Below are 20,873 nucleotides of genomic sequence, written 5' to 3' on the forward strand. Positions count from 1 at the left end.
GCACCTCAGGATGAGGGAGTGGGTGGGACGAGCGCCGGTCGGTGAAGGGCGCTTCCTCACGCCGACTCCAGGAACCGCCTGATCCAGCCGCCCAGGCGCGCACTGTCGTGGGGCGCATCAAAGGAGGCCAGGGCCGCCTCCACCAGGGCCGGGTCGTCCGCGCCGGCGCGATGGCCCTCGGTCAGGGCGCGGGCGAAGTCCGGCTCGAATTCCGGGTGGCACTGGACGGACAGCGCCGCGCGGTCCGCATAGGCCAGCATGGCCAAGGGCGTGAAGGCGCTGGCCGCCAGCACGCGGGCGCCCGGCGGTCTTTCGAGCACCTGATCCTGGTGGCTCGCGGGCACCGCGATCCGCGTGGCCGCGTCCATGAAGGGCGCCCGCTCGACCACGTCGTAGGCGTGCAGGCCGAGGCCCCAGCCATTCGGCGCCTTGCCCGCCCGGCCGCCGAAGGCCTCCGCCATGACCTGATGCCCGAAGCAGATGCCCACGAGCTTCACCGAGGGCGGCAGCGCGCGCAGGAACCCGATCAGGTTCGCGATCCACGGCAGGGGATCGTAGACGCCCGCCGCCGAGCCGGTGATCGCATAGGCATCGAAACCCTGCGGGTGCTCGGGCAGGCGCCCCGCCCGCACGTCGAAGACCGTATAGGCGTGCGCGTCGCCCAGCATACGCCGGGTCATCGCGGCGTAGGAGGGGAAGCGGCCGCCGAGGCGCTCCGGCGGGCTTCCGGTCTCGAGGATGCCGATGCGCAAGGGGCGTCCTCCGTACCGCGGCGCCGGGGTGGCCGGCCCCTGCATCGGTCAGGCGAGGATCGGCCGCAACCCCAGCGGCCTACCCGTAGGCGAGGCCGAGGTGCCGGATCGGGCGCTCGGGGGCCAGGCCCGCGGCGGCCATGACGATGCCGCGGGCGTCCAGCCCGTAATGCCGGTAGAGGTCGGCCACGGTGCCGGTCTGCCCGAAGCGCTCGACACCGAGCGCCCGGGTGCGGTGCCCGCGCACCGATCCGAGCCAGCCGAGCGTGGCCGGATGGCCGTCGATCGCCGTGACGAGGCCGCAATGGGGCCCGAGGCCGGCGAGCAGCGTCTCGATATGGCTCACGGCGCCCCGCTCACCCCCCTCGCGGGCGCGCTGTCCTTGCGTCCAGCCCGCATGCAGCCGGTCGGCGGAGGTGATGGCCAGGAGGCCCACGTCGCGCCGGTCCTCGGCCATCCGGCCGACCGCCTCGATCGCCTCCGGCGCCAGCGCGCCGGTATAGGCCACCACCAGCTCGGCGTTGGGGCCGGGCTCGCGCATCCAGTAGGCGCCGGCCACGATGTCCTCTGCGAGCCGCGGGGACATCGTGCGCGTCGGCTGGGCGATGCCGCGGGTCGAGAGCCGCAGGTAGACCGAGCCGCCCTCCGGGCCGTCCCGCTGCACGTGGTCGAGGGCGTGCGCCATGAGCACGGACAATTCGTCCACGAAGGCCGGCTCGAAGGTCGAGAGCCCGTCCTGGGCCAGCCCGATCAGGGGCGTGCCGATCGACTGGTGGGCGCCGCCCTCCGGCGCCAGGGTCACGCCCGAGGGGGTGGCCGCGATGATGAAGCGGGCGTCCTGGTAGCAGGCGTAGTTCAGGGCGTCTAACCCGCGACAGATGAACGGGTCGTAGAGGGTGCCGATCGGGATCAGCCGCTCGCCGAACAGCTTGTGCGAGAGGCCGAGCCCCGAGAGCAGCAGGAACAGGTTCATCTCGGCGATGCCGAGTTCGATGTGCTGGCCCTTGGCCGAGAAGTCCCAGGTGAAGGTCGAGGGGATGCGCTCGGCCCGGAACAGGTCGCGCATCTCCTCGCGGGCGAACAGGCCGCGCCGGTTCACCCAACCGCCGAGGTTGGTCGAGACGGTCACGTCCGGGGAGGTGGTGACGATGCGGTCGGCGATGGGCGCGTCGGAGCGGGCCAGTTCGTTCAGGATCATGCCGAAGCCGGCCTGCGTCGAGAGGACGGGCTGGCGCGGGCAGGGGAAGTCCTGCGGCACCGGCAGGCGGGGCGCGTCGCGCAGGCGCGTGCCCTCGCTGAAGAAGGGCGCCTGCCCGACGAAGCGACGCAGGTCCTCGGCCGGCAGCGACAGGCCCTCGAAGGGCTCCCATTCGTGGCCGGGGCGCACCTGCGCCTTCTCCCGGAACAGTTCGACCTGGGCCGGCGTCAGCAGCCCGGAATGGTTGTCCTTGTGGCCGGCCAGCGGCAGGCCGAAGCCCTTGACCGTGTAGGCGATGAACACGGTCGGCCGATCGTTGTCGGCGGCCGCGAAGGCGGCGAGCAGGTTGGTGAGGTCGTGCCCGCCGAGGTTGCCCATCAGGGCGGCCAGATCCGCGTCCGAGCGGCGACCGATCAGGGCCAGGGCGTCGGAATCGTCGGCCAGGTCCTGCTCCAGGCGGCGGCGCCAGGCGGCGCCCCCCTGGAAGGTCAGGGCGGCGTAGAGCTGGTTGGGCGCCGTGTCGATCCAGGCCCGCAGGCGCTCGCCGCCGGCCTCGGCGAAGGCGGCATCCATCAGCGAGCCGTACTTGAGGACGACGACGTCCCAGCCGAACGAGCGGAAGATCTCCTCGAAGCGGGTGTAGAGGCCCTCGCGGATCACCGCGTCGAGGCTCTGGCGGTTGTAGTCGATGATCCACCAGGTCCGGCGCAGGCCGTGCTTCCAGCCCTCCATCAGGGCCTCGAAGATGTTGCCCTCGTCCATCTCGGCATCGCCCACCAGGGCGACCATGCGCCCCTCCGGCCGGTCGAGGCCCCAGCCGTGGGCGCGCACGTAGTCGCGCACCAGCGCGCCGAACAGCGTCTGCGCCACGCCCAGGCCCACCGAGCCCGTGGAGAAGTCCACGTCGTCCGTGTCCTTGGTGCGCGAGGGGTAGGACTGCACCCCGCCGTAGCCGCGGAAGTTCTCCAGCTTCTCGCGGGTCTGGTTGCCGGCGAGGTACTGGATCGCGTGGAAGACCGGCCCGGCATGGGGCTTGACCGCGACCCGGTCCTCCGGCCGCAGCACCGCGAAGTAGAGGGCGGTGAGGATCGTCGCCAGGGAGGCGGAGGAGGCCTGGTGCCCGCCGACCTTCATCCCGTCCTCGTTGGGGCGGACGTGGTTGGCGTTGTGGATCATCCAGGTGGAGAGCCACAGCGCCTTGCGCTCCAGCTCGGTCAGGTAGGGCAGGCGCGGGTCGGAACGCATGGTTGGCCTCTCGGACGTCGGCGCGAAGATGCCATCGGGGCCGGGGCGATATTTGCCAAACTTGCCGTCCCGGCCGTAGTTTTCGGCAGCATCCACCAACGGCGTGCGGATTTCGAGGGAAACATGCCGGAACGGCGCATCGATGCCATCGACCGGCGCATCCTGGCCGAACTCCAGCGCGACGGGCGCATCACCATCCAGGAACTGGCCTCCCGCGTCGGCCTGTCGGCCTCGCCGTGTCTGCGCCGGATACGGATGCTGGAGGAGGCGGGCATCCTCAAGGGCTACGTCGCCCTGGTCGACCAGGCCAAGGTCGGCCTGCCGATCAGCGTCTTCGCCTCGGTCAAGCTCGAACGGCAGCGGGAGGAGGAACTCGACCGCTTCGCCGACGCAGTCGCCCGCTGGCCGGAGGTGGTGGAGTGCTACCTGATGACGGGCCGGCACGACTACCTCGTGCGAGTCGTGGTGCCGGATCTGGCCGCCTACGAGCGCTTCCTGAAGGACAAGCTCACCCGCCTCGACGGGGTCGGCTCGATCGAATCGAGCTTCGCTCTGGGGCAGGTGAAGTACACCAACGTGCTGCCGGTCTGATGTCCCGTAGCTCGGGGACGCCTGGGCGTCCTCGGCCGGCGATCCTTGCAATCGGCGCCTTCCCCCGTCATCGACGGGGCGAGGTAAAGGCGGGGCCACCCGCCATCCGAGAGCCGGTCATGACGCCCGTCGCCACCTTCGAATTCATCCTGCTGCTGCTGGTGGCGATCCTCGGCCTCGAAGTGCTGGCGCGGCGCACCCGCCTGCCGCCGGCCGCGGCGCTGATCGTGGGCGGCATCGCCCTCGCCTTCGTGCCCGGCATCCCGGCCGTCAGTCTCGATCCCGACCTCGTCCTGGTGCTGTTCCTGCCGCCGCTCCTGATGGAGGGGGCCTACTTCACGGTCTGGTCCGACTTCCGGCGGCACCTGCCCGGCATCCTGTCGCTGGCGGTCGGAGCGGTGGCCTTCACCACCCTGGCCGTGGGCGTCGTCGCGCACCTCCTGGTGCCGGGCCTGCCCTGGGCCGCGTGCTTCGCCCTCGGCGCCGTGGTGTCGCCCCCCGACGCGGTGGCCGCCAAGGCGGTGCTGGCGCGGGTGTCGCTGCCCCGGCGCCTCATGGTCCTGCTGGAAGGCGAGAGCCTCCTCAACGACGCCGCCGGCCTCGTCCTGTTCCGCTTCGCCGTGGCGGCGGCGCTCACCGGCGCCTTCAGCATCGGCGACGCGACCCTGACCTTCGGCGTCCTGGCGCTGGGGGGCGTCGCGGTCGGCGCGGCGGTGGGCTTCGCCTGGGTCAAGCTGCTGCGCTACCTCGAAGACGTCCACCTGATGATCGCCGGCACCTTCCTGCTGCCCTGGGCGGCCTATGTCGGGGGCGAGGCGGTGCACGTCTCCGGGGTGATCGCGACGGTCACGGCCGGGCTGATCTTCGGCTGGTACCAGCACGACATCTTCTCGGCCAACCTGCGGCTGCGCGGAACCGCCTTCTGGCAGGTGATGATCTTCCTCATGGAAGCCTTCGTCTTCGTCCTGATCGGACTGTCCCTGCGCGGGGTCGTCGAGCGCCTGGGCGGCGCCGGGGACGCGATCGAGACCCTGGCCGTTCCAGTGGCCGGGGTGGTCGCGGCCGTGGTGCTGTCGCGTTTCGCCTGGGTGTTCGGCGCCGACCTGCTGCGCGTGGGCGCCGCACGCCTGCTCGGGCGGCCGGGGCCCGCGGCCGCGCCGGCGGCGTCCGCGGTGATGAGCTGGGCCGGCATGCGCGGCGTCGTCACCCTCGCCATCGCCCTGTCCCTGCCCGCGGCCATGCCGGGCCGCGACTTCATCCTGGCCGCCGCCTTCGCCGTCATCCTCGTGACCGTGCTCCTCCAGGGCACGACGCTGGGTCCGCTGATCCGTCTGCTCCGGCTCGAAGCCGATGCGGGCGAGGACGGGCGCCACCTGCCGCGGGCCACGGCACGGGCCCGGATGGCGCAGGCGCAGCTCGCCGCCATCGAGGCGCTGTCACGGGATGCGGACGGAGCCATCCGCCATCCGCGCCTCCTGGAACAGTACGGCCACCGGGCGGGCGCCGCCGCCCGCTACAGCGAGGCGCCGGAGACCTTCGCCGGAAACCGCGCGGACCATTACCGGGTCCTGCTGGCGACGATCGCGGCCGGCCGCGCCGAGATCCTGCGCCTGCATCGCTCCGGCGAGATCCACGACGAGACCCTGCACGTCCTGGAGCACGATCTCGACCTCCAGGAGATGACCGCCGAGACGGCGCGGGGCTGAGGAGCGGGGCGGGCGGCATGGCAACGGGCGGGCGGCGCAGCCGGCTTGCGGATCTCCCCGACCCGGAAACCCGCGTCATCGGCGGCTACCTCGCAGCCGTGGCGGTGGCGGATACCTGGCTGACGGCCTGCACGGCGGCCTCGGGGCTGGTCTCGGGCGGACGCGTGTCCGCGATGGCCGTGGCGGGCGCGTGGTTGGGCGTTGCCTTCCTGGCGACGCTCTTCGCGCTTCCCGGCTTCCTGGCGACGTTCGTATTCGCCTTCGTGGCGCGCATCCGCAGCCTCGCCTACTTCGCCATCGCCGGCGGCATCGGCGGGCTCGGCTTGTCCATGCTGGTCGTCCAGCGGCCGACGGGCATCGCCGAGAGCCTGTCCCTCGCCGGGGCGCTGCCGCTGTCGGCCGGGATGCTGGGCGGGGCCACCTTCTGGTCCATCGCCGGCCGCCACCTGGGCCCGTCGCCGGACGCCCGGCTCCTGCAGGAGCCGCCGTCCTAGAACACCGCGATCAGCAGGATGCCGCCGGCCATCAGGGCCGCGCCGGCGAAACGCGCCCGCCCGGCCCGGCACACCGGCATGCCGAACCATCCGAAATGGTCGATGGCGATGGAGGTCAGGAGGTTGGCGGTGATCAGCAGGCCGTTGAAGGCCCCGGCGCCGACCGTGTCCACGAAGAGCAGGCCGCCGAACACCGCCACCGCCCCGGCGATGCCGCCGAGCGGCGCCCACCACGGCAGGCCTTCGAGGTCCTTCCGGGTCGGCAGGGGCGTCGGCCGGATCGCCAGCATCGCCAGGAAGACGAAGACGATGGGCAGGAACGAGATCGCGGCGGCCAGCCACGGATTGACCACGGCCCCGCGCAACTGCGCGTTCATCACCACGCCCAGCGCCTGGAGGGCGCCGGCCCCGAGCACGAAGGGATAGAGCAGCCCTGCGCTGATCCCGTGCCCCTCGCCGCCGCCGTCCTTGTTCGAGTCTCCACTGGCGCGGGCGATGAGGACGATGCCGCCGACCATCAGCAGGCCGCCGAGCCAGGGCAGCGCCTTGAAGCCGCCCGCCTGCATCCCGAACAGGCCGACGCTGTCGATGGCCAGCGAGGTCAGGATGTTGGCGGTGATGAGCAGGCCGTTGAACGGCCCGGCCCCGACCTTGTCCACCAGGGCGAGGCCGCCGAACACCGCCACGGCCCCCGCGATGCCGCCCAGCGGCGCGTACCAGGGCATCCTGGCAAGCGATTCGAGGGTCGGCAGCGGCGTCGGCATGACGAGGAACAGCGTCGCGAACACGAAGACGATGAGGCTGAACGAGACGGCGGCCGCCAGCCACGGGTTCACCATCGCCACGCGCAGCCGCGCGTTCATCGAGTTGCCGGCCGCCTGCAGGGCGCCCGCGACCAGGATGAAGGGATAGAGCAGGATCGGGTTCACGTCGGGGGATGCTCCGGGCGGTGTCGGGCCGGTGTCGGCGGTGTCAGTGGACGAGAAGCAGGCCGGCCAGCGCCAGGAGCAGGGCGGGCGGCATCACCAGGAAGCCGAGCTTCAGGAAGCGCCAGAAGCTCACGTCCTGGCCCTCGCGGCGGATCGCCGTGAGCCAGAGGATGGTGGCGAGCGAGCCGGTGACGGAGAGGTTCGGGCCGATGTCGACCCCGATCAGGATCGCGCCCGCGACCGTCTGGGACACGTCGGCCTGCTGGACGGCGGCGCCTGCGATGAGACCGGCGGGCAGGTTGTTCACGAGGTTGCACAGGACTGCCACCAGCGTGCCGCCGCCCCAGGCCGCGACCTCCGGCGAGCTTGCCGCGGCCCGCTTCAGGGTGTTGGCGATCAGGGTCAGGACGCCGGTCTTCTCCAGGGCCTCCACCAGGACGAACAGGCCGGCCACCAGCGGCAGCACGCTCCAGGACACGTCCTTGACCACGTCGACGGCCCCCCCCCGCTTGATCGCGAGGACGAGGAGGGTGGTGGAAAGCCCCGCGGCGAAGGTCGGCAGGCCGAGTTCGATGCCGTAGGCGGAGGCCGCGATCAGCACGGCCGCGGTGGCGAGGATGCCGAAGCCGGCGACCTTGCCGGTGCCGGAGAGTGCCGGCACCTCCACGTCGGTGGCGATCGTCTGCTGCTTCAGGGTGGCGTTCTGCGTCAGGCGCAGCACGGCGTAGGTGGCGAGGATGGCCAGCAGCGACGGCAGGGCGAAGCGGGCGAGCCACTGCGTCAGGGGCGGCATGTGGGTTGCGTAGACCACGAGGTTGGCCGGGTTCGAGATCGGCAGGACGAAGCTCGCCGCGTTGGCGATGAAGGCGCAGATGAACAGGTAGGGCAGGGGGTTCTCGGCCTTGGCGGCCTTGGCGGCGGCGTAGACGGCCGGCGTCAGCACGACGGCGCAGGCGTCGTTCGAGAGGAAGACCGTGACCACGGTCCCCACGACGTAGACCAGCAGGAACAGGCGGGTCGCCGAGCCCTTGGCCCGGCTGACGGCGATGCCGGCCAGCCAGTCGAACAGGCCCTCCTTCCGGGCGATCTCGGCCAGCAGCATCATGCCGACGAGGAAGAGGTAGACGTCCGTCCCCTTCAGCACGCCGTCCCAGGCGGTGACGGGAGAGATCAGCCCGAAGGCGAGCAGCGCGGCAGCGCCCAGCACCGCCCAGACCGCCTCCGGCCACGAGAACGGGCGGACGATCACCCCGAGGGTCGCGAGCCCGGCGATGGCCCAGGTCGCGAGGTTGGGTGTCAGGCTGAACGCGCCCATCGCTGAGGTTCTTCCCTAGGTCGTTCGTGTGGTGGGTCGGGGTGTCGCCGGCAGGCGGCTACCAGTGCCGGCCGTTGCGGTTGGGGCCGAGCTGCGTGCCGACGAGGCCCTTCTCGGGCCAGGCGCCGACCGCGTCCGCATCGCTGCCGATGCCCTTCGAGGTTGGGCGCGCCCCAAGCTCGGCGGCCGGCTCGACCACGTCCTCGTCGGTGCCGCCCTCCGCATCCGTGACCCGGACCGTGAGCCTGCGGGCGCCCGCCGGCCAATCGACCCGCGCACCGAAGCGACGGTCGCCCTCCGCACGGCCCATCGCCCGCCAGGGGGAGCCGTCGATGCTGAATTCGCAGGCGGCGATCCGCGCCGGCCCGAACACCACGGCCCGGATCTCGACGGACCCCTCCACCACGTGGGCGTCGTCATGGGCGAGCCGCCTGTCCGCAGGCGCCGTGACCATGACGAAGGGCCAGGGCCGGGACAGCTCCTTGAAGCGCCAGGCCACGACGCCCCGGTCGACGGCGACGATGGCGTAGCCGACCGGCCCTTCCTCGACCTGCCCCGTGGAGCGCGTCGCCGCGTAGATCGTGCGGCCGTCGTTGGCGAGTTCGTTGTAGTGGGTGTGGCCCATCTCGACGAGGCGGACCCGGGACGAGAACACGAGGCGACCGACCGCCTCGGCCTCGCCCGCGCCCTTCAGGTCGGCCGGGTAGCTGTGCATGAACAGGGCGCAGTCGAGCCCCTCCCGCTCGCCGGCGCGGAGTTCCGCTTCCAGCCATGCCCGCTGCTCCGCGCCGAGGCGGAAGTCGGGACCGCCCGAGCCGGGGCCGCAGATGTCGAGGAACAGGCAGCGGATGCCCGACACGTCCACGGCGTAGGGCAGCCGCGGGACGCCGAGGCCGTCGTGGAAAGCATCGAGCCCGCCACCCTCCATGTCGTGGTCGCCGGTGATGACGTGGACCGGCAGGCGCAGGCGGTCGAGCCCCTGCCGCACGAGGGCGTATTGCGCGGGCGTCCCGTTGTCGGCGTTGTCTCCGGGAAGGAAGACGAAGTCGAGGCCCTCGGCCTCGCCGATCTGGTCGGCGATGGCCAGGAAGTCCCGCGCGTTGTCGCCGTCGGCCACCGTCAGGTGCAGGTCCCCGATATGGGCGAAGGCTAGGATGTCGTCGCGCGCGCTCATGGCCTCGCAATCCACTTGGACGTGGGGAACAGCGCCCACAGCTGATTTTCGGAGTTCGAAGGACTACTCGGCCGGCACCGGGAGGGGTGCCGCGCCCCCGCCGCCGGTGCCCTGCCGCTCCGGCTCGAAGCCGCGGGTCTCGGGCATGGCGACGAGGTAGATCAGGAAGCCGACCGCTGCGATCGCCGCCAGCACCAGGAAGGCGGTGGAATAGCCGGCCGAGACGATGATGAGGCCGGCCAGCGTCGCGCTGAGCGATGCGCCCAGCCCCTGCGCGGTGGCGACCGCCCCCTGGCTGACGTTGAAGCGTCCCGTGCCGCGGGTCAGGTCGGCGACCACGATGGGGAACAGCGCCCCATAGATGCCGGCCCCGACGCCGTCGAGGCATTGCACGGCCACGAGGTAATAGGGGTTGTCCGAGACCGTGTAGAGCACGCCGCGGATCGCGAGCACCCCGAAGGCGGCCAGGAAGATCGGCTTGCGCCCGAAGGCGTCGACCTTGCTCCCGACCATGACGGCCATGGGCACCATGACGCATTGGGCGGCCACGATGCAGACCGCGATGAGCGAGGTCGCGCTCTCCTTGCCGGAGAGGTGCGTCAGCAACTGGCCGACCGAGGTCAGCATGGCGGCGTTCGAGAGGTGGAACAGCGCCGCCAGCCCCGCGAACAGCAGCAGGTACTTGTTGGACAGGAGCGCCTTGAGGCCGGAGGGCTGCTCGCAGGCCTCCGACTCCGCGCAGTCGAGCCCGCGGGCGAGGTCGTCGTCGATCTCGCGGGCCGGCACCATCAGCATCGCGCCGATGCTGCACACGGCCAGGATCGCCATCAGCCAGAACACCACCACCGGCCCGAAGAAATAAGCCGTCGCGCCCGCGATGGCGGCCGAGACCGCGTTGCCGGCGTGGTTGAAGCCCTCGTTGCGGCCGATCCGCCGGGAGAACATCTTCGGGCCGACGACGCCCAGCGTGATCGCGGCCAGTGCCGGCGGGAAGATCGCCCCGGCGATGCCGGCGACCGACTGCGTCGCCGCGACAAGGTAGAAGTTCGTGATGAAGGGCAGCGCCAGGCAGCTCAGGGTGACGGCGACCGCCCCGGCGATGACGACGGCGCCCTTATGGCGCGTGCGGTCGATCAGGGCGCCGGCCGGGGTCTGCGCGATCAGGCCCGCGATCCCGGCGATGGTCATGACGAGGCCCGTGGTCGCCTCGTTCCAGCCCTGGTCCGGGCCGCGCACCGCGATCAGGTAGATCGCGAGATACGGGCCCAGCCCGTCCCGCACGTCGGCCAGGAAGAAGTTGAGGGCATCGAGCCCGCGCAGCGTCGCGCGGGCGGGCGAGCGCTCCAACCCGGTCTGAGGCGTGGTCGAGCCCGTCATCGTGCGTTCGCCTCGGTCTGTGCGTGGGTGGAGACCCGGTCCGGTCGGAGGCTCGGCGGCCGCGTCCTTGATCGGTCCGGCTGCAAATGGTCGAGCGCGACTGATGTTCCCGGCGCAGGATTAAAACCTGCCCGCCTTCGTAAGATCGCAAGATGCATCATGCATTCATGCAACCACAGTGGGCAACGCCAGGTCGTTCGAGCGTAGAGCAGCCCGCGCCCAGTCTGTCGTTTACGCGACGCAGGTCCCGGTGCCGGAGCCGTGATAGGGGATCGTGAGCGAACCCGGCCTGAACCGGCCGGTTCAGTTTCGGTTAAGCGGCTCGGGATAGGCGCCGCGGCCGCCCCTCCGTCCCGGCGCGATCACGCGGCCGGTCCCGCCCCGGTCGCGGGATGTGCGGCGAGGCCGCCCGTGACCGAGGCCCGCTTCACCGTGGAGCGGGCCGCGTCGATGGCGATGGCGGCCGCGCTCATGGTGCGGGCCTCGGTCGGCCGTTCGAGGGCGTGCTTGGCGATGTCGCCGGCCAGGTCGTCGATCTCGCCGGCCAGGGCGTCGAGCCGGGCCGGGTCGGTGGTGCTGCCGGCCTGGGCCCGGATCTCCAGCAGCCTGTCGGTCGCCTCCTCGATGCGCTCGCGCCGCACGCGGGAGAGCCGCTGCCCGATCCAGGCGAAGGCGGAGCCGAGGCCGCCGCCGAGGAAGGCGACGAGGTAGATCCAGGTCTCGTAGCGCTCGACGAAGCCCTGCTGCTCGCGCTCGTAGAAGTCGACCGCGCCGGGGTGGATCGGCAGGCGGGCGCTGGTGGCCGCCGCCGTGGTCTCGTAGCTCGGGGCGAGCATGTAGTCGGCCGCCGACGTGCTCGCGGCCATGCCGGTGCGCAGCTGGAACAGGTGCTGGGTCACGTCGGCGGCGACCGAGCGCGACAGGGAGGCGCGCGCCATCAGCCGATAGGAGGCACCGATGGTCCGGACGTCCTCGGCCGGCACCTTCGGGCTTCCGCCGAACAGCCCGGCCGGGATCGTCACCGCCTGGAGGCGGGGCATGCGCTCGATGATGGCCGGGCCGTCGTCCACGTCGATGAAGGCGACCTTCCGGTTCCGGCTCGCCGCCTGGACGATGCCGACGATCCGCAGGGCCGTGGGGGCGGCCGGCGCGATCACCGAGACGACGGCGTCCACGCGCTTCCGGGCGAAGGCCGCGGGCAGGTCCGCCTCCGTGACCTGGACCAGGGCGACGTGGCGCGCCGGCACGGGGCCCTCCGGGGCGGTCTCCAGCAGGGTGAGGCCGTAATGCTCGACCAGGGCCTTGATCAGCGACTGGTCCGCGTCGCGGTGGGCGAGGATGCCCAGGCGCTTGCGGTCGAGGTCGGCGAAGGCGGTGATGCCGGACCCGTCCGGCGAGGCGATGATCATGGCCTGGTCGCGCAGGATCGCCAGCGTCAGGCCGTTGCCGGGGAGCGCCACGTCGGGCCGCACCACGGCGAGGTCCGCGCGCCCGTCCTGGAGGGCTGCGGCACTGTCGTTCACGTCGTCGAACGGCAGGGTCTTGAGGCGGATCTCCTTCCGCCCGGCCGACAGCGCGTCCGAATAGGCCTTGATGAGGGCCGGCTCGGTGCCGTCCTTGGGCGCGACCGCGATGGTCAGCGTGGTCGCGCGGGAGACCCAGTAGGCGATGCCGGCCGCCAGGACGAGGAGCACGGTCAGCGCGAGGAACACGACCTCGCGGCGCAAGGTGAAGCCCGGAAGGGTCATCGTCGAAGCCGGCCCTTCCTCGTCATCCGCGTGCCGGCGCCCTCGGACAGGCCGTGCCCTCCGGGCCGCGTGATCCGGCCGGAGGGCACGTCCCGGTTATCGGCGGGCGCCCGGCTTCAGCCGGCCGGCCATTGCCGGATGTCGACGAAGTGGCCCGCGACGGCCGCCGCCGCCGCCATGGCCGGGGAGACGAGGTGCGTGCGGCCCCGGTGCCCCTGGCGGCCCTCGAAGTTGCGGTTCGAGGTGGAGGCGCAGCGCTCCAGGGGGTTGAGCCGGTCGGCGTTCATGCCGAGGCACATGGAGCAGCCGGGCTCGCGCCAGTCGAAGCCCGCGGCCTTCAGCACCCGGTCGATGCCCTCGGCCTCGGCCTGCGCCTTCACCAGGCCGGAGCCCGGCACCACCATCGCCGAGACGCCCTGGTGCACGGTGCGGCCCTCGACCATCCTGGCGACGATGCGCAGGTCCTCGATGCGCCCGTTGGTGCAGGAGCCGATGAAGACCCGGTCGAGGCGGATGTCGGTGATCTTCGTGCCCGGAATCAGCCCCATGTAGGACAGGGCCTGCTCCTTGGACTGGCGCTTGTTCTCGTCGGCGATGGCCGCGGGGTCGGGAACCGCGCCGAGGATCGAGACCACGTCCTCCGGGCTCGTGCCCCAGCTCACGATCGGCGGCAGGCTCGCGGCGTCGAGGCGCACCTCGCGGTCGAAATAGGCGCCCTCGTCGGTGGGAAGGCTCTCCCAGTAGGCCTGCGCCCGCGCGAAGGCGTCGCCCTTGGGGGCTTTGGGCCGGTCCTTGACGTAGGCGTAGGTGGTGGCGTCCGGCGCCACCAGGCCGGCCCTGGCGCCGCCCTCGATCGACATGTTGCAGATCGTCATCCGCCCCTCCATCGAGAGGGCGCGGATCGCCTCGCCGGCATACTCGATGACGTGGCCGGTGCCGCCCGCGGTGCCGATCTCGCCGATGATGGCGAGCACGATGTCCTTGGCGCTGACGCCGGCCGGCAGCGTGCCGTCCACGGTCACGCGCATGTTCCTGGCCTTCTTCTGCAGCAGCGTCTGGGTGGCGAGCACGTGCTCGACCTCCGAGGTGCCGATGCCGTGGGCGAGCGCCCCGAAGGCCCCGTGCGTCGAGGTGTGCGAATCGCCGCAGACGATGGTCTGGCCGGGCAGGGTGAAGCCCTGCTCGGGGCCGATGATGTGGACGATGCCCTGGCGGCGGTCGAGGGCGTCGTAGAACTCGATGCCGAACGCGCGCACGTTCTCGGCCAGCGCTTCCAGCTGCGTGCGGCTCTCGGGGTCCTCGATGCCCTTGGAGCGGTCCGAGGTCTGGACGTTGTGGTCGACGACGGCCAGCGTCTTCTCCGGGTGGCGCACGCGGCGGCCGGCGGCGCGTAGACCCTCGAAGGCCTGGGGACTTGTCACCTCGTGCACGAGGTGGCGGTCGATGTAGAGGAGGCTGGTGCCGTCCGGCTGGACATCGACGACGTGGTCGTCCCAGATCTTGTCGTAGAGGGTGCGCGCGGTGCTCATGGCTTCTGTTTCGGTTCGTCTCGGACCTCAGACCCGCTGCCGGGCCTTCGCGAACCTGCATTACTAGGGTCCGCATCGCGGTTTCGGAAGGGGCTTCGGAATCGTTCCAGGGATGCCGCCCTGGCATCCGCCGCCGCCTGTCACGGGCGGCCCCGTGCGTTATCCGCGACAAAGCCGCCCCGCCGTGACCGGAGGCCGTTTCCGCGCGAGGGCGAACGGCCCTACAGATCGGGGCACCCACATCCTGGGCGAAGGGCGCGGCAAGCAGGCGCCCGCCCGCGAGGAGCCGCGTCCTTGGCCGTAGAGATCCTGACCCTCAAGCCGATGCACCCCACGGTGGAGGCGGCCCTGGAGGCCGCCTTCACCCTGCACCGGCTCCACGCCGCGCCCGACCCCGAGGCCCTCCTGCGGGCGGTCGGCGGCGCGGTGCGCGGGCTCGCGGTCGGCGCGCAGGTGCCGGTGGACGGGCCGCTGATGGCGCGGTTTCCGAAGCTCGAGATCGTCTCGAACTTCGGCGTCGGCTACGACACCATCGATGCCGCCGAGGCCCATCGCCGGGGCGTCGTCGTCACCAACACGCCGGACGTGCTCACCGACGAGGTCGCCGACCTGACGATCGGCCTTCTGCTCGCGACATTGCGGCGCATCCCGCAGGCGGACCGCTACCTGCGCGCGGGCCACTGGCCGAAGGCGCCGTTCCCCCTCTCCGCGTCGTTGCGGGGCCGGCGCGTCGGCATCCTCGGGCTCGGGCGGATCGGCCGGGCGATCGCCCGGCGGCTCGAAGGCTTCGGCGTCGAGATCGCCTATCACGGGCGCCGTCCGCAGGACGGCGTGCCCTACACCTATCACGACTCCCTCCTCGGGATGGCCGGTGCCGTGCACGTGCTGATCGTGGTGGCCCCGGCCGGGCCGGACACGAACGGCCTCGTCGGGGACGCGGTGCTCGCGGCGCTGGGGCCCGAGGGCATCCTGGTCAACGTCGCCCGCGGCAGCCTCGTGGACGAGGCCGCCCTGGTCCGGGCGCTGGAGGCGGGCACGATCCTCGGGGCCGGCCTCGACGTGTTCGAGAACGAGCCGCACGTGCCCGCGGCGCTGGCCGCCCTGGAGAACGCCGTGCTGCTGCCGCATGTGGGATCGGCCTCCCACCATACCCGCGCGGCGATGGGGCAACTGGTCGTGGACAACCTCGTGTCGTGGTTCGAGGGGCGGGGACCGCTGACGCCCGTGGCCGAGACGCCCTGGAGCCCTCGCGCATGAGCCGGTGGGTTCTCTCGGCAATCGCCGCCGCCTGCCTCGCCGGGCCGGCGCGGGCCCAGGACGCAGCCCCCCCGCCGCCGGCGGCGGAGCAACCGGCCCCCTTCGCCGTGACCCTGCCCGACAAGCTCGCCGACGTGCCGGGCACCTGGGACCTGTCGCGCGACGGCACCAACCGCCGCTGCGTGCTGACGCTCACCATGGAGAACGGGGATGCGGGCCGGCGCCTGCGCTTCCCCGCCGGCTGCCGCCGGGCGCTGCCGCTGCTGGGCGGGGTCGCGGGCTGGCTGTTCGCGGATGGGGGCGTGCGGCTCGTGGACCGCAACGTGCGCCCGCTGCTCGCCTTCGCCAAACGTCCCGACAAACGCAGCCTCGTCGCCCGCGCCGAGACCGGGGAGGTCTACAACCTCGTGCCCCTGGAGATCGCGACGATGCGGCCGCCCGAGCCGCCGCCTGTCGCCGCCCGCCCTCCGGCCGAGCCGCCCCGCGCGGGTGCCGAACTGCCGCCCCCCGCCGCGGACGAGACCGCGGGCCAGCGGCCGTCGCCCGGCCTCTACGCCCTCGACCGCTACCGGGACCGGGACGTCTGCCGCCTCGACCTCGGGGCGGGGGCGGGGGCCCCCGTGCGCATCGTCGACGGCTGCCGGGACAGCGGGCTGGAGATCTTCGATCCCGCCCTCTGGAGCTATGCCGGGGGCAAGATGACGCTGAAGTCCAAGCGCGGTCACACGGTCGACCTCGTGCCGACGGGAGACGGGCGCTGGCGGCGGGAGCCGGAGACCGGCACCACCTTCGTCCTGCGCCGGATCGAGCCGTAGGTCTCAGCCGGTGGCGCCGGTCCCGACCGGTGGTCGGGACCGGCGCTGAGCGAGGATCAGTGCTTGAACTTGCCCTCGTACTTGAACTCGGGGGCGGCCTTGAGCTGGTCCTTGGTGGCGTTGACCGAGGCCTTCCACTTCTTGGCGCCCTCGTCGTAGGTCAGGGCCACGGAGGTCGGATCGAGCACGACGTAGCGCTCGCCCATGCCGAGGAAGCCGCCGACCGAAGTGATGTAGCCGGCCAAGTGCCCCTTCTCGATGACGAGGTCCTTGATCTCGCCGACGTTGGCGTTCGAACCGTCGACGATGTTCAGGCCGACGAGGTTGTAGCTCAGCACCGCGTCCGCGGGCACCGGCGCGAACTTCACCGTGGCGGGGGGAGCAGCCGGCTTGGCGCTTTCGGCGAAGGCGGGGCCGGCGAGGGCGGCGGCGGCCACGGCAGCGAAGAGGTAACGACGCATCGGAAAACTCCAAATCCCGGGATGGGGCCTAGGAATGGCCGGCCCGTGCCCTTCGTTCCGACATCGGCCGCAAAAATGTTAACAGGTGTAACATTTCCTCGAATCCGTGCCCGCCGCCCCGGACTCAGGGTTTGGGCGTGGTGGCCGGGTCGGCGCCGCCTTGCGCGCTCGCCGGCTTCTCCTTGCCGAGGTAGACGTATTCCGGCGCGGCGCGGAGCTGGTCCTTGTCGGTGTTGATCGTGGCCTTGAGGTTCTTGGCGTCGGAGCGGTCGAGCCGCATCGCGCTGGGGTCCACGGCCACGTACTTCGTGCCGATGCCGAGGAAGCCGCCGACGCCCACCACCCAGGCCTTCACGCGGGCGGATTCGTCGAGCACCACGTCGGCGATCGCGCCGATGGTCTCGTTGGACGCGTTCTGGATCGACAGGCCGATCAGCTTGCTCGCCACCATCTCGTCGGGGGTCTGGGCGACGAAGGTGGGGCGCTGGTCGCCGGTGAAGGTCGCGGGCTTGGCCGGCACGGGTGCGACGGGGGTCTCGGCGGGCGCGGCCGGGGGCGTGGCGGGCGCCGGGTCCGACTGGGCGAGGGCGAGGTTGGCGCCGGCCAGGAAAAACAGCGTGCCGGCAAAAGCTCTACGCATGGTGTCTCGTATCCCGAAAACGTCGATGGAAGGCGTCGATGGAGGTGCACCCGCTCAAGGCCGCTGCCGTCGCGATGGTTCCGCGGCCGGATCGACATCGGGCGGCGCCGCCCTAACCTTGTTCCGGAGCTTCGGGAGACGACCATGACGCTGCTGCGCCGCGAGACCCTTCTGCTCCTGGGGGCGGCCCTGGCCGGGGGCGCCTCCGTCGCCAGCGCGGGCGAGACCAAGGGCACCGCCTTCGCCTTCGACAGGCCCGAGGGTGGTGCGATGCCGCTTTCGGCCTTCGCCGGCCGGCCGATCCTCGTGGTCAACACCGCCACCGCCTGTGGCTTCGCCGGCCAGCTCGCCGGCCTCCAGACCCTCTGGACCCGCTTCCAGGACCGCGGGCTCACCGTGATCGGCGTGCCGTCGCCCGATTTCGGCAACCAGGAGCCCCTGGACGGGCCGGCCATCGCCGAGGCCGCACGCAAGAACCACGGCGTCACCTTCCCGCTGACGGCCAAGACCCGCGTGAAGATGCCGGGCGCCCACCCGTTCTACCAGTGGGCGGCCCTGGAGCGGCCGGGAGAAACGCCGCGCTGGAACTTCCACAAGTACCTCGTCGCCCGCGACGGGTCCTTGGCCCAGGCCTTCGCCACGCAGGTGGAACCCACCGATCCGCGGGTGATCTCGGCGATCGCGGCCACCCTCGACGCGGCCTGACGGAAACTCAGGCGTCCGCCGGCGCTCGCACGATGTCGAGGAGCGCGTCGAGTTCGCGGGCGGCCGCCGCGATGCGCTCGGGCACGGTGGTGTCCTCGTTCTCGTCCGGCCCGGCATAGACCGCGGTCGGCGCCACGTGGGCGGCGAAGAAGCCGAAGAGCGGCCGCAGGGAATGCTCGACCACGAGGGCGTGGCGCAGGCCGCCGCCGGTGGCCGTGAGCACCACGGGCTTGCCCGCCATCGCCGCCGGCTCCACGAAATCGAAGACGTGCTTGAACAGGCCCGAATAGGCCCCCTGGTAGACCGGCGTTCCCACGATCAGGGCGTCCGCCCCCTCGATCGCCCCGATCAGCCGTGCGGCGGCCGGCGACAGGCCGTCCCGCGCGGTCGCGCCGAGGCCGGGCCCGGCATCGACCAGGTCCAGGACGTCGAGATCGATGCGCCGGTGGCGGGCGAGTTCGGCTGCCACCGCCTCCACGAGGTTGCGGGTGCGCGAGGGCCGGTTGGCGCTCGCCGAGAAGGCGACGACACGGGGGAGGGACACGCTGGACGACCGATCGGAGGATTTTTCGAGAAGGCCTGGCTCAACGGCATCGGGACGCGTTGGCTCCGCCCGCACGTGGCGATGCGCCACCGTGTGACACCTCAATCGCGAAACCGCCAGACGTGGCTGCGCTTGACCGCCGCATCCTCCAGCGCCCGCGTCACCGGCACCTCGTAGGTGGCGACCTGTTCGAGTCGCTCGCGCGGGAGGTAGGCCCGGCCCGGATCGCCGATCAGCACCGTCTTGCCCCGCGCGTGCAGGCCCCCGAGCCAATCCGAGACGGCGCCCGCGAGGTCGCGCTCGTAGAAGATGTCGGCGGCCAGGATCAGCTCCGCCTCCGGCACGCTGCCGATCAGGTCGGCCCGCACCGGCGTGATGAGCGCGGCCACGCCGTTGGCCTCCGCGTTGAGGCGGATGGCGGGGATCGCGAACGGGTCGAGGTCGCTGGCCTCCACCGCCGCGGCCCCGGCAAGCGCGGCGGCGATTGCCGCCAGGCCCGAGCCCGAGGCGAAGTCCAGCACCCGGCGGCCGGCGACGGTCTCGGGATGGTCGAGGAGGTAGCGGGCCAGCGCCTGCCCCCCGGCCCAGGCGAAGGCCCAGAACGGCGGCGGCAGGCCGATCGCCTGCAACTCGTCCTCGGTCTTCTGCCACAGGGCGGTCGCCTCGTCGGCCACGTGCAGGCGGATCTCGGGGGCGTGCGGCACCGGCAGCAGGCGGGTGTTGGCGCGGATGAAGCCGGGCGCGTCGTCCGGGACGAGGCGGCTCATGCGGGCAGCAACTCCCGGTAGAGGCCGCAGACCGCCTCGGCCACGGCCGCTTCCGTGAACCCGCCCTCGACGATGCGTGCGCGGGCGGCCGTGCCCAGCGCCGCCACGAGGCCCGGATCGGCCGCCAGCCGCACCAGGGCTGCTGCGAGTGCCGGGGCGTCGTCCGGGGGCACGAGGAAGCCCTCGATCCCGTCGCGGACCAGGGCGCGGCAGCCCGGCACGTCGGTGGTCAGCAGCGCCCGTCCGCAGGCCGCCGCCTCCAGCAGGGTGCGCGGCAGGCCCTCGCCGCCCCGCGAGGGAAGGCAGCCGACATGGTGCCCGGCCCAGATTCCGGCCACGTCGCGGGTCGCCCCGTGCCACGCCACCCCGTCGCGGCACCACTCCCGCAGGGTCGCCTCGGGGATCGCCCGGCGGTTGGATGGGTCGGGCGCGCCGTAGAGGGAGAGCTCCACGGCCGCCCCCTGCGCGCGGGCGAGGCGCACGGCCTCGACGGCCACGTCCACGCCCTTCGACCACAGCATCCGCGCCACGATCCCGACCCGCAGGGGCGGCTGGGCGGGCAGGGGTAGCGGGGCGAAGACGTCCGGGTCGACGCCCGCCCCGCCGACGATGGTCACAGTTGTGTCGGAGGGGTCGAGGCCCAGCGCGCGGGCGTCGTCCGGGTTCTCGAACAGGAACCGGGTGTTTCGCGATGACAGGGGCCCGCGGATCAGGTGGCGCAGGCCGAGCCGCGTCATCCGCCCGGCCCGGTCCTGGCGGGCGCCGATCAGGCCGAGGCCCGTCACGGCGAACACCCGCGCCGGGATGCCGGCCATCGCCGCCGCGGTGCCGCCGACGAGGATGCCGCGCAGCGCGATGCAGTGGACGATGTCGGCCTTGAGCGCCTTCAGGATCGCGGCGAGCTGGCCCGCCGCGTAGCCCGCCGCCATCGGGTTGAGGCTGGAGCGCTCGGCCTCCAGGGCCACGACGCGCGCGCCCGTCGCCTCGATCGCGGCGCGGTGGTCGCGCACCCGCGTCACCACCGCCACCGACAGGCCCATCGCCACCGCGGCGCGTGCCATCGGCAGGAAGTGCGAGGCGAAGAACCAGTCCTCGGTCACGACGAAGGCGAGGCGCCGCATCGGCACGGCCGGGCTTTGGGAGGAGGCGTCCATCGCCGGCCATGTAGCATGCCGCAACTGGCCTGTGCGGCGGATGCGCAGGGGCCGGAACAGGCGCGGCGGGCCCCCGGTTGATGGCGCAAAGCAGCGGAGGAACAGCCACCATGGCCTCGGAGGAGACCGCGGGCATCATCGTCGATCCTCGCGACGCGGCGGCGGAGGCCGGGCTGGTCTACGTGGACGACGGCCGGCCGGGCCTGACCCGGAAGAAGAGCGGCACGGGCTTCCGCTATCTCGACGCGAAGGGCGCACCCGTGCGCGATGCCGCCGTGCTGGCCCGCATCCGGTCGCTGGCCATCCCCCCCGCCTACACCGACGTGTGGATCTGCCCGCGCGCCAACGGCCACATCCAGGCCACGGGGCGCGACGCCAAGGGGCGCAAGCAGTACCGCTACCACCCCGATTTCCGAGAGGCGCGGGAGACGACGAAGTTTACCCGCATCATGGCCTTCGCCGACGCCCTGCC

General features: G+C 72.3%; 20 protein-coding genes. 7 read left to right on the plus strand and 13 right to left on the minus strand.

Features of this window, described 5'->3' with window-relative positions; translation table 11 throughout:
- Positions 1–56: 56 nt before the first annotated feature.
- Complete coding sequence (locus COGEMETH_RS17720; protein ID WP_238183926.1) at positions 57–752, minus strand: glutamine amidotransferase-related protein; 696 nt, start codon at positions 750–752, stop codon at positions 57–59.
- Positions 753–831: 79 nt separating this feature from the next.
- Positions 832–3,195, minus strand: a complete 2,364-nt coding sequence (locus COGEMETH_RS17725; protein ID WP_238183927.1) for a thiamine pyrophosphate-binding protein — start codon at positions 3,193–3,195, stop codon at positions 832–834.
- A gap of 123 nt (positions 3,196–3,318) precedes the next feature.
- On the opposite strand from COGEMETH_RS17725, the gene COGEMETH_RS17730 reads away from it, so the two are divergent.
- From COGEMETH_RS17730 to COGEMETH_RS17740, 3 genes are all read left to right on the plus strand, one after another.
- Entirely contained in the window at positions 3,319–3,786 is a 468-nt protein-coding gene (locus COGEMETH_RS17730) for an Lrp/AsnC family transcriptional regulator (RefSeq protein WP_238183928.1), read from the plus strand.
- Positions 3,787–3,905: 119 nt separating this feature from the next.
- Positions 3,906–5,492, plus strand: coding sequence for a Na+/H+ antiporter (locus tag COGEMETH_RS17735; RefSeq protein ID WP_238183929.1), 1,587 nt, complete (start codon positions 3,906–3,908; stop codon positions 5,490–5,492).
- 17 nt (positions 5,493–5,509) lie between these two features.
- Positions 5,510–5,986 carry a hypothetical protein gene (locus tag COGEMETH_RS17740; RefSeq protein WP_238183930.1) on the plus strand — a complete coding sequence of 159 codons (477 nt, stop codon included), beginning with the start codon at positions 5,510–5,512 and terminating at the stop codon, positions 5,984–5,986.
- Here the strand turns inward: COGEMETH_RS17740 and COGEMETH_RS17745 are convergent.
- From COGEMETH_RS17745 to leuC, 6 genes are all read right to left on the minus strand, one after another.
- Entirely contained in the window at positions 5,983–6,915 is a 933-nt protein-coding gene (locus COGEMETH_RS17745) for a DMT family transporter (protein ID WP_238183931.1), read from the minus strand. The two genes, COGEMETH_RS17740 and COGEMETH_RS17745, sit on opposite strands and share 4 nt — an antisense overlap.
- A 43-nt stretch (positions 6,916–6,958) precedes the next feature.
- Positions 6,959–8,230: an arsenic transporter gene (locus COGEMETH_RS17750; protein ID WP_238183932.1), complete on the minus strand. Its 1,272-nt coding sequence runs from the start codon at positions 8,228–8,230 to the stop codon at positions 6,959–6,961.
- 58 nt (positions 8,231–8,288) lie between these two features.
- A complete protein-coding gene (locus COGEMETH_RS17755; protein ID WP_238183933.1) occupies positions 8,289–9,404 on the minus strand; it encodes a metallophosphoesterase family protein in 1,116 nt (371 codons plus the stop codon).
- Between the two features lie 63 nt (positions 9,405–9,467).
- Positions 9,468–10,781 carry an MFS transporter gene (locus COGEMETH_RS17760; RefSeq protein WP_238183934.1) on the minus strand — a complete coding sequence of 438 codons (1,314 nt, stop codon included), beginning with the start codon at positions 10,779–10,781 and terminating at the stop codon, positions 9,468–9,470.
- Positions 10,782–11,143: 362 nt separating this feature from the next.
- Positions 11,144–12,529, minus strand: a complete 1,386-nt coding sequence (locus COGEMETH_RS17765; protein WP_238183935.1) for a TAXI family TRAP transporter solute-binding subunit — start codon at positions 12,527–12,529, stop codon at positions 11,144–11,146.
- A 116-nt stretch (positions 12,530–12,645) separates the two neighbouring features.
- Complete coding sequence (gene leuC / locus COGEMETH_RS17770; protein WP_238183936.1) at positions 12,646–14,058, minus strand: 3-isopropylmalate dehydratase large subunit; 1,413 nt, start codon at positions 14,056–14,058, stop codon at positions 12,646–12,648.
- A gap of 324 nt (positions 14,059–14,382) precedes the next feature.
- Here leuC and COGEMETH_RS17775 point away from each other — a divergent pair, with 324 nt between their 5' ends.
- Together COGEMETH_RS17775 and COGEMETH_RS17780 are read left to right on the plus strand one after the other, a co-directional pair.
- The gene (locus COGEMETH_RS17775; protein ID WP_238183944.1) at positions 14,383–15,315 is read left to right on the plus strand and encodes a 2-hydroxyacid dehydrogenase; all 933 of its coding nucleotides are present in this window, start codon (positions 14,383–14,385) and stop codon (positions 15,313–15,315) included.
- Positions 15,312–16,130, plus strand: a complete 819-nt coding sequence (locus COGEMETH_RS17780; protein WP_238183937.1) for an AprI/Inh family metalloprotease inhibitor — start codon at positions 15,312–15,314, stop codon at positions 16,128–16,130. The genes COGEMETH_RS17775 and COGEMETH_RS17780 overlap by 4 nt, the downstream gene beginning before the upstream one ends.
- 56 nt (positions 16,131–16,186) lie before the next feature.
- Here COGEMETH_RS17780 and COGEMETH_RS17785 read toward each other — a convergent pair whose 3' ends face one another.
- Positions 16,187–16,591 carry a PRC-barrel domain-containing protein gene (locus COGEMETH_RS17785; protein ID WP_238183938.1) on the minus strand — a complete coding sequence of 135 codons (405 nt, stop codon included), beginning with the start codon at positions 16,589–16,591 and terminating at the stop codon, positions 16,187–16,189.
- A gap of 124 nt (positions 16,592–16,715) precedes the next feature.
- Positions 16,716–17,231 carry a PRC-barrel domain-containing protein gene (locus tag COGEMETH_RS17790; RefSeq protein WP_238183939.1) on the minus strand — a complete coding sequence of 172 codons (516 nt, stop codon included), beginning with the start codon at positions 17,229–17,231 and terminating at the stop codon, positions 16,716–16,718.
- Between the two features lie 144 nt (positions 17,232–17,375).
- Between COGEMETH_RS17790 and COGEMETH_RS17795 the strand changes: the two genes are divergently transcribed.
- Positions 17,376–17,936 (plus strand): glutathione peroxidase, encoded by a 561-nt coding sequence (locus COGEMETH_RS17795; RefSeq protein ID WP_238183940.1) that lies wholly within the window; start codon positions 17,376–17,378, stop codon positions 17,934–17,936.
- 7 nt (positions 17,937–17,943) lie between these two features.
- On the opposite strand, the gene COGEMETH_RS17800 is transcribed toward COGEMETH_RS17795, so the two are convergent.
- The 3 genes from COGEMETH_RS17800 to COGEMETH_RS17810 form a co-directional block, all read right to left on the minus strand.
- Positions 17,944–18,480 carry an NAD(P)H-dependent oxidoreductase gene (locus COGEMETH_RS17800; RefSeq protein WP_238183941.1) on the minus strand — a complete coding sequence of 179 codons (537 nt, stop codon included), beginning with the start codon at positions 18,478–18,480 and terminating at the stop codon, positions 17,944–17,946.
- 101 nt (positions 18,481–18,581) lie between these two features.
- Positions 18,582–19,247, minus strand: a complete 666-nt coding sequence (locus COGEMETH_RS17805; protein ID WP_238183942.1) for a class I SAM-dependent methyltransferase — start codon at positions 19,245–19,247, stop codon at positions 18,582–18,584.
- Positions 19,244–20,401, minus strand: coding sequence for a glycosyltransferase (locus COGEMETH_RS17810; RefSeq protein WP_238183943.1), 1,158 nt, complete (start codon positions 20,399–20,401; stop codon positions 19,244–19,246). Before COGEMETH_RS17810 ends, COGEMETH_RS17805 begins: the two co-directional genes overlap by 4 nt.
- A gap of 110 nt (positions 20,402–20,511) precedes the next feature.
- Between COGEMETH_RS17810 and COGEMETH_RS17815 the strand changes: the two genes are divergently transcribed.
- On the plus strand, positions 20,512–20,873 hold a 362-nt coding region (locus COGEMETH_RS17815; protein ID WP_507762998.1), incomplete at its 3' end, for a DNA topoisomerase IB-related protein.

The sequence above is a fragment of the Methylobacterium trifolii genome, assembly GCF_022179685.1.
Lineage (GTDB): Bacteria > Pseudomonadota > Alphaproteobacteria > Rhizobiales > Beijerinckiaceae > Methylobacterium > Methylobacterium trifolii.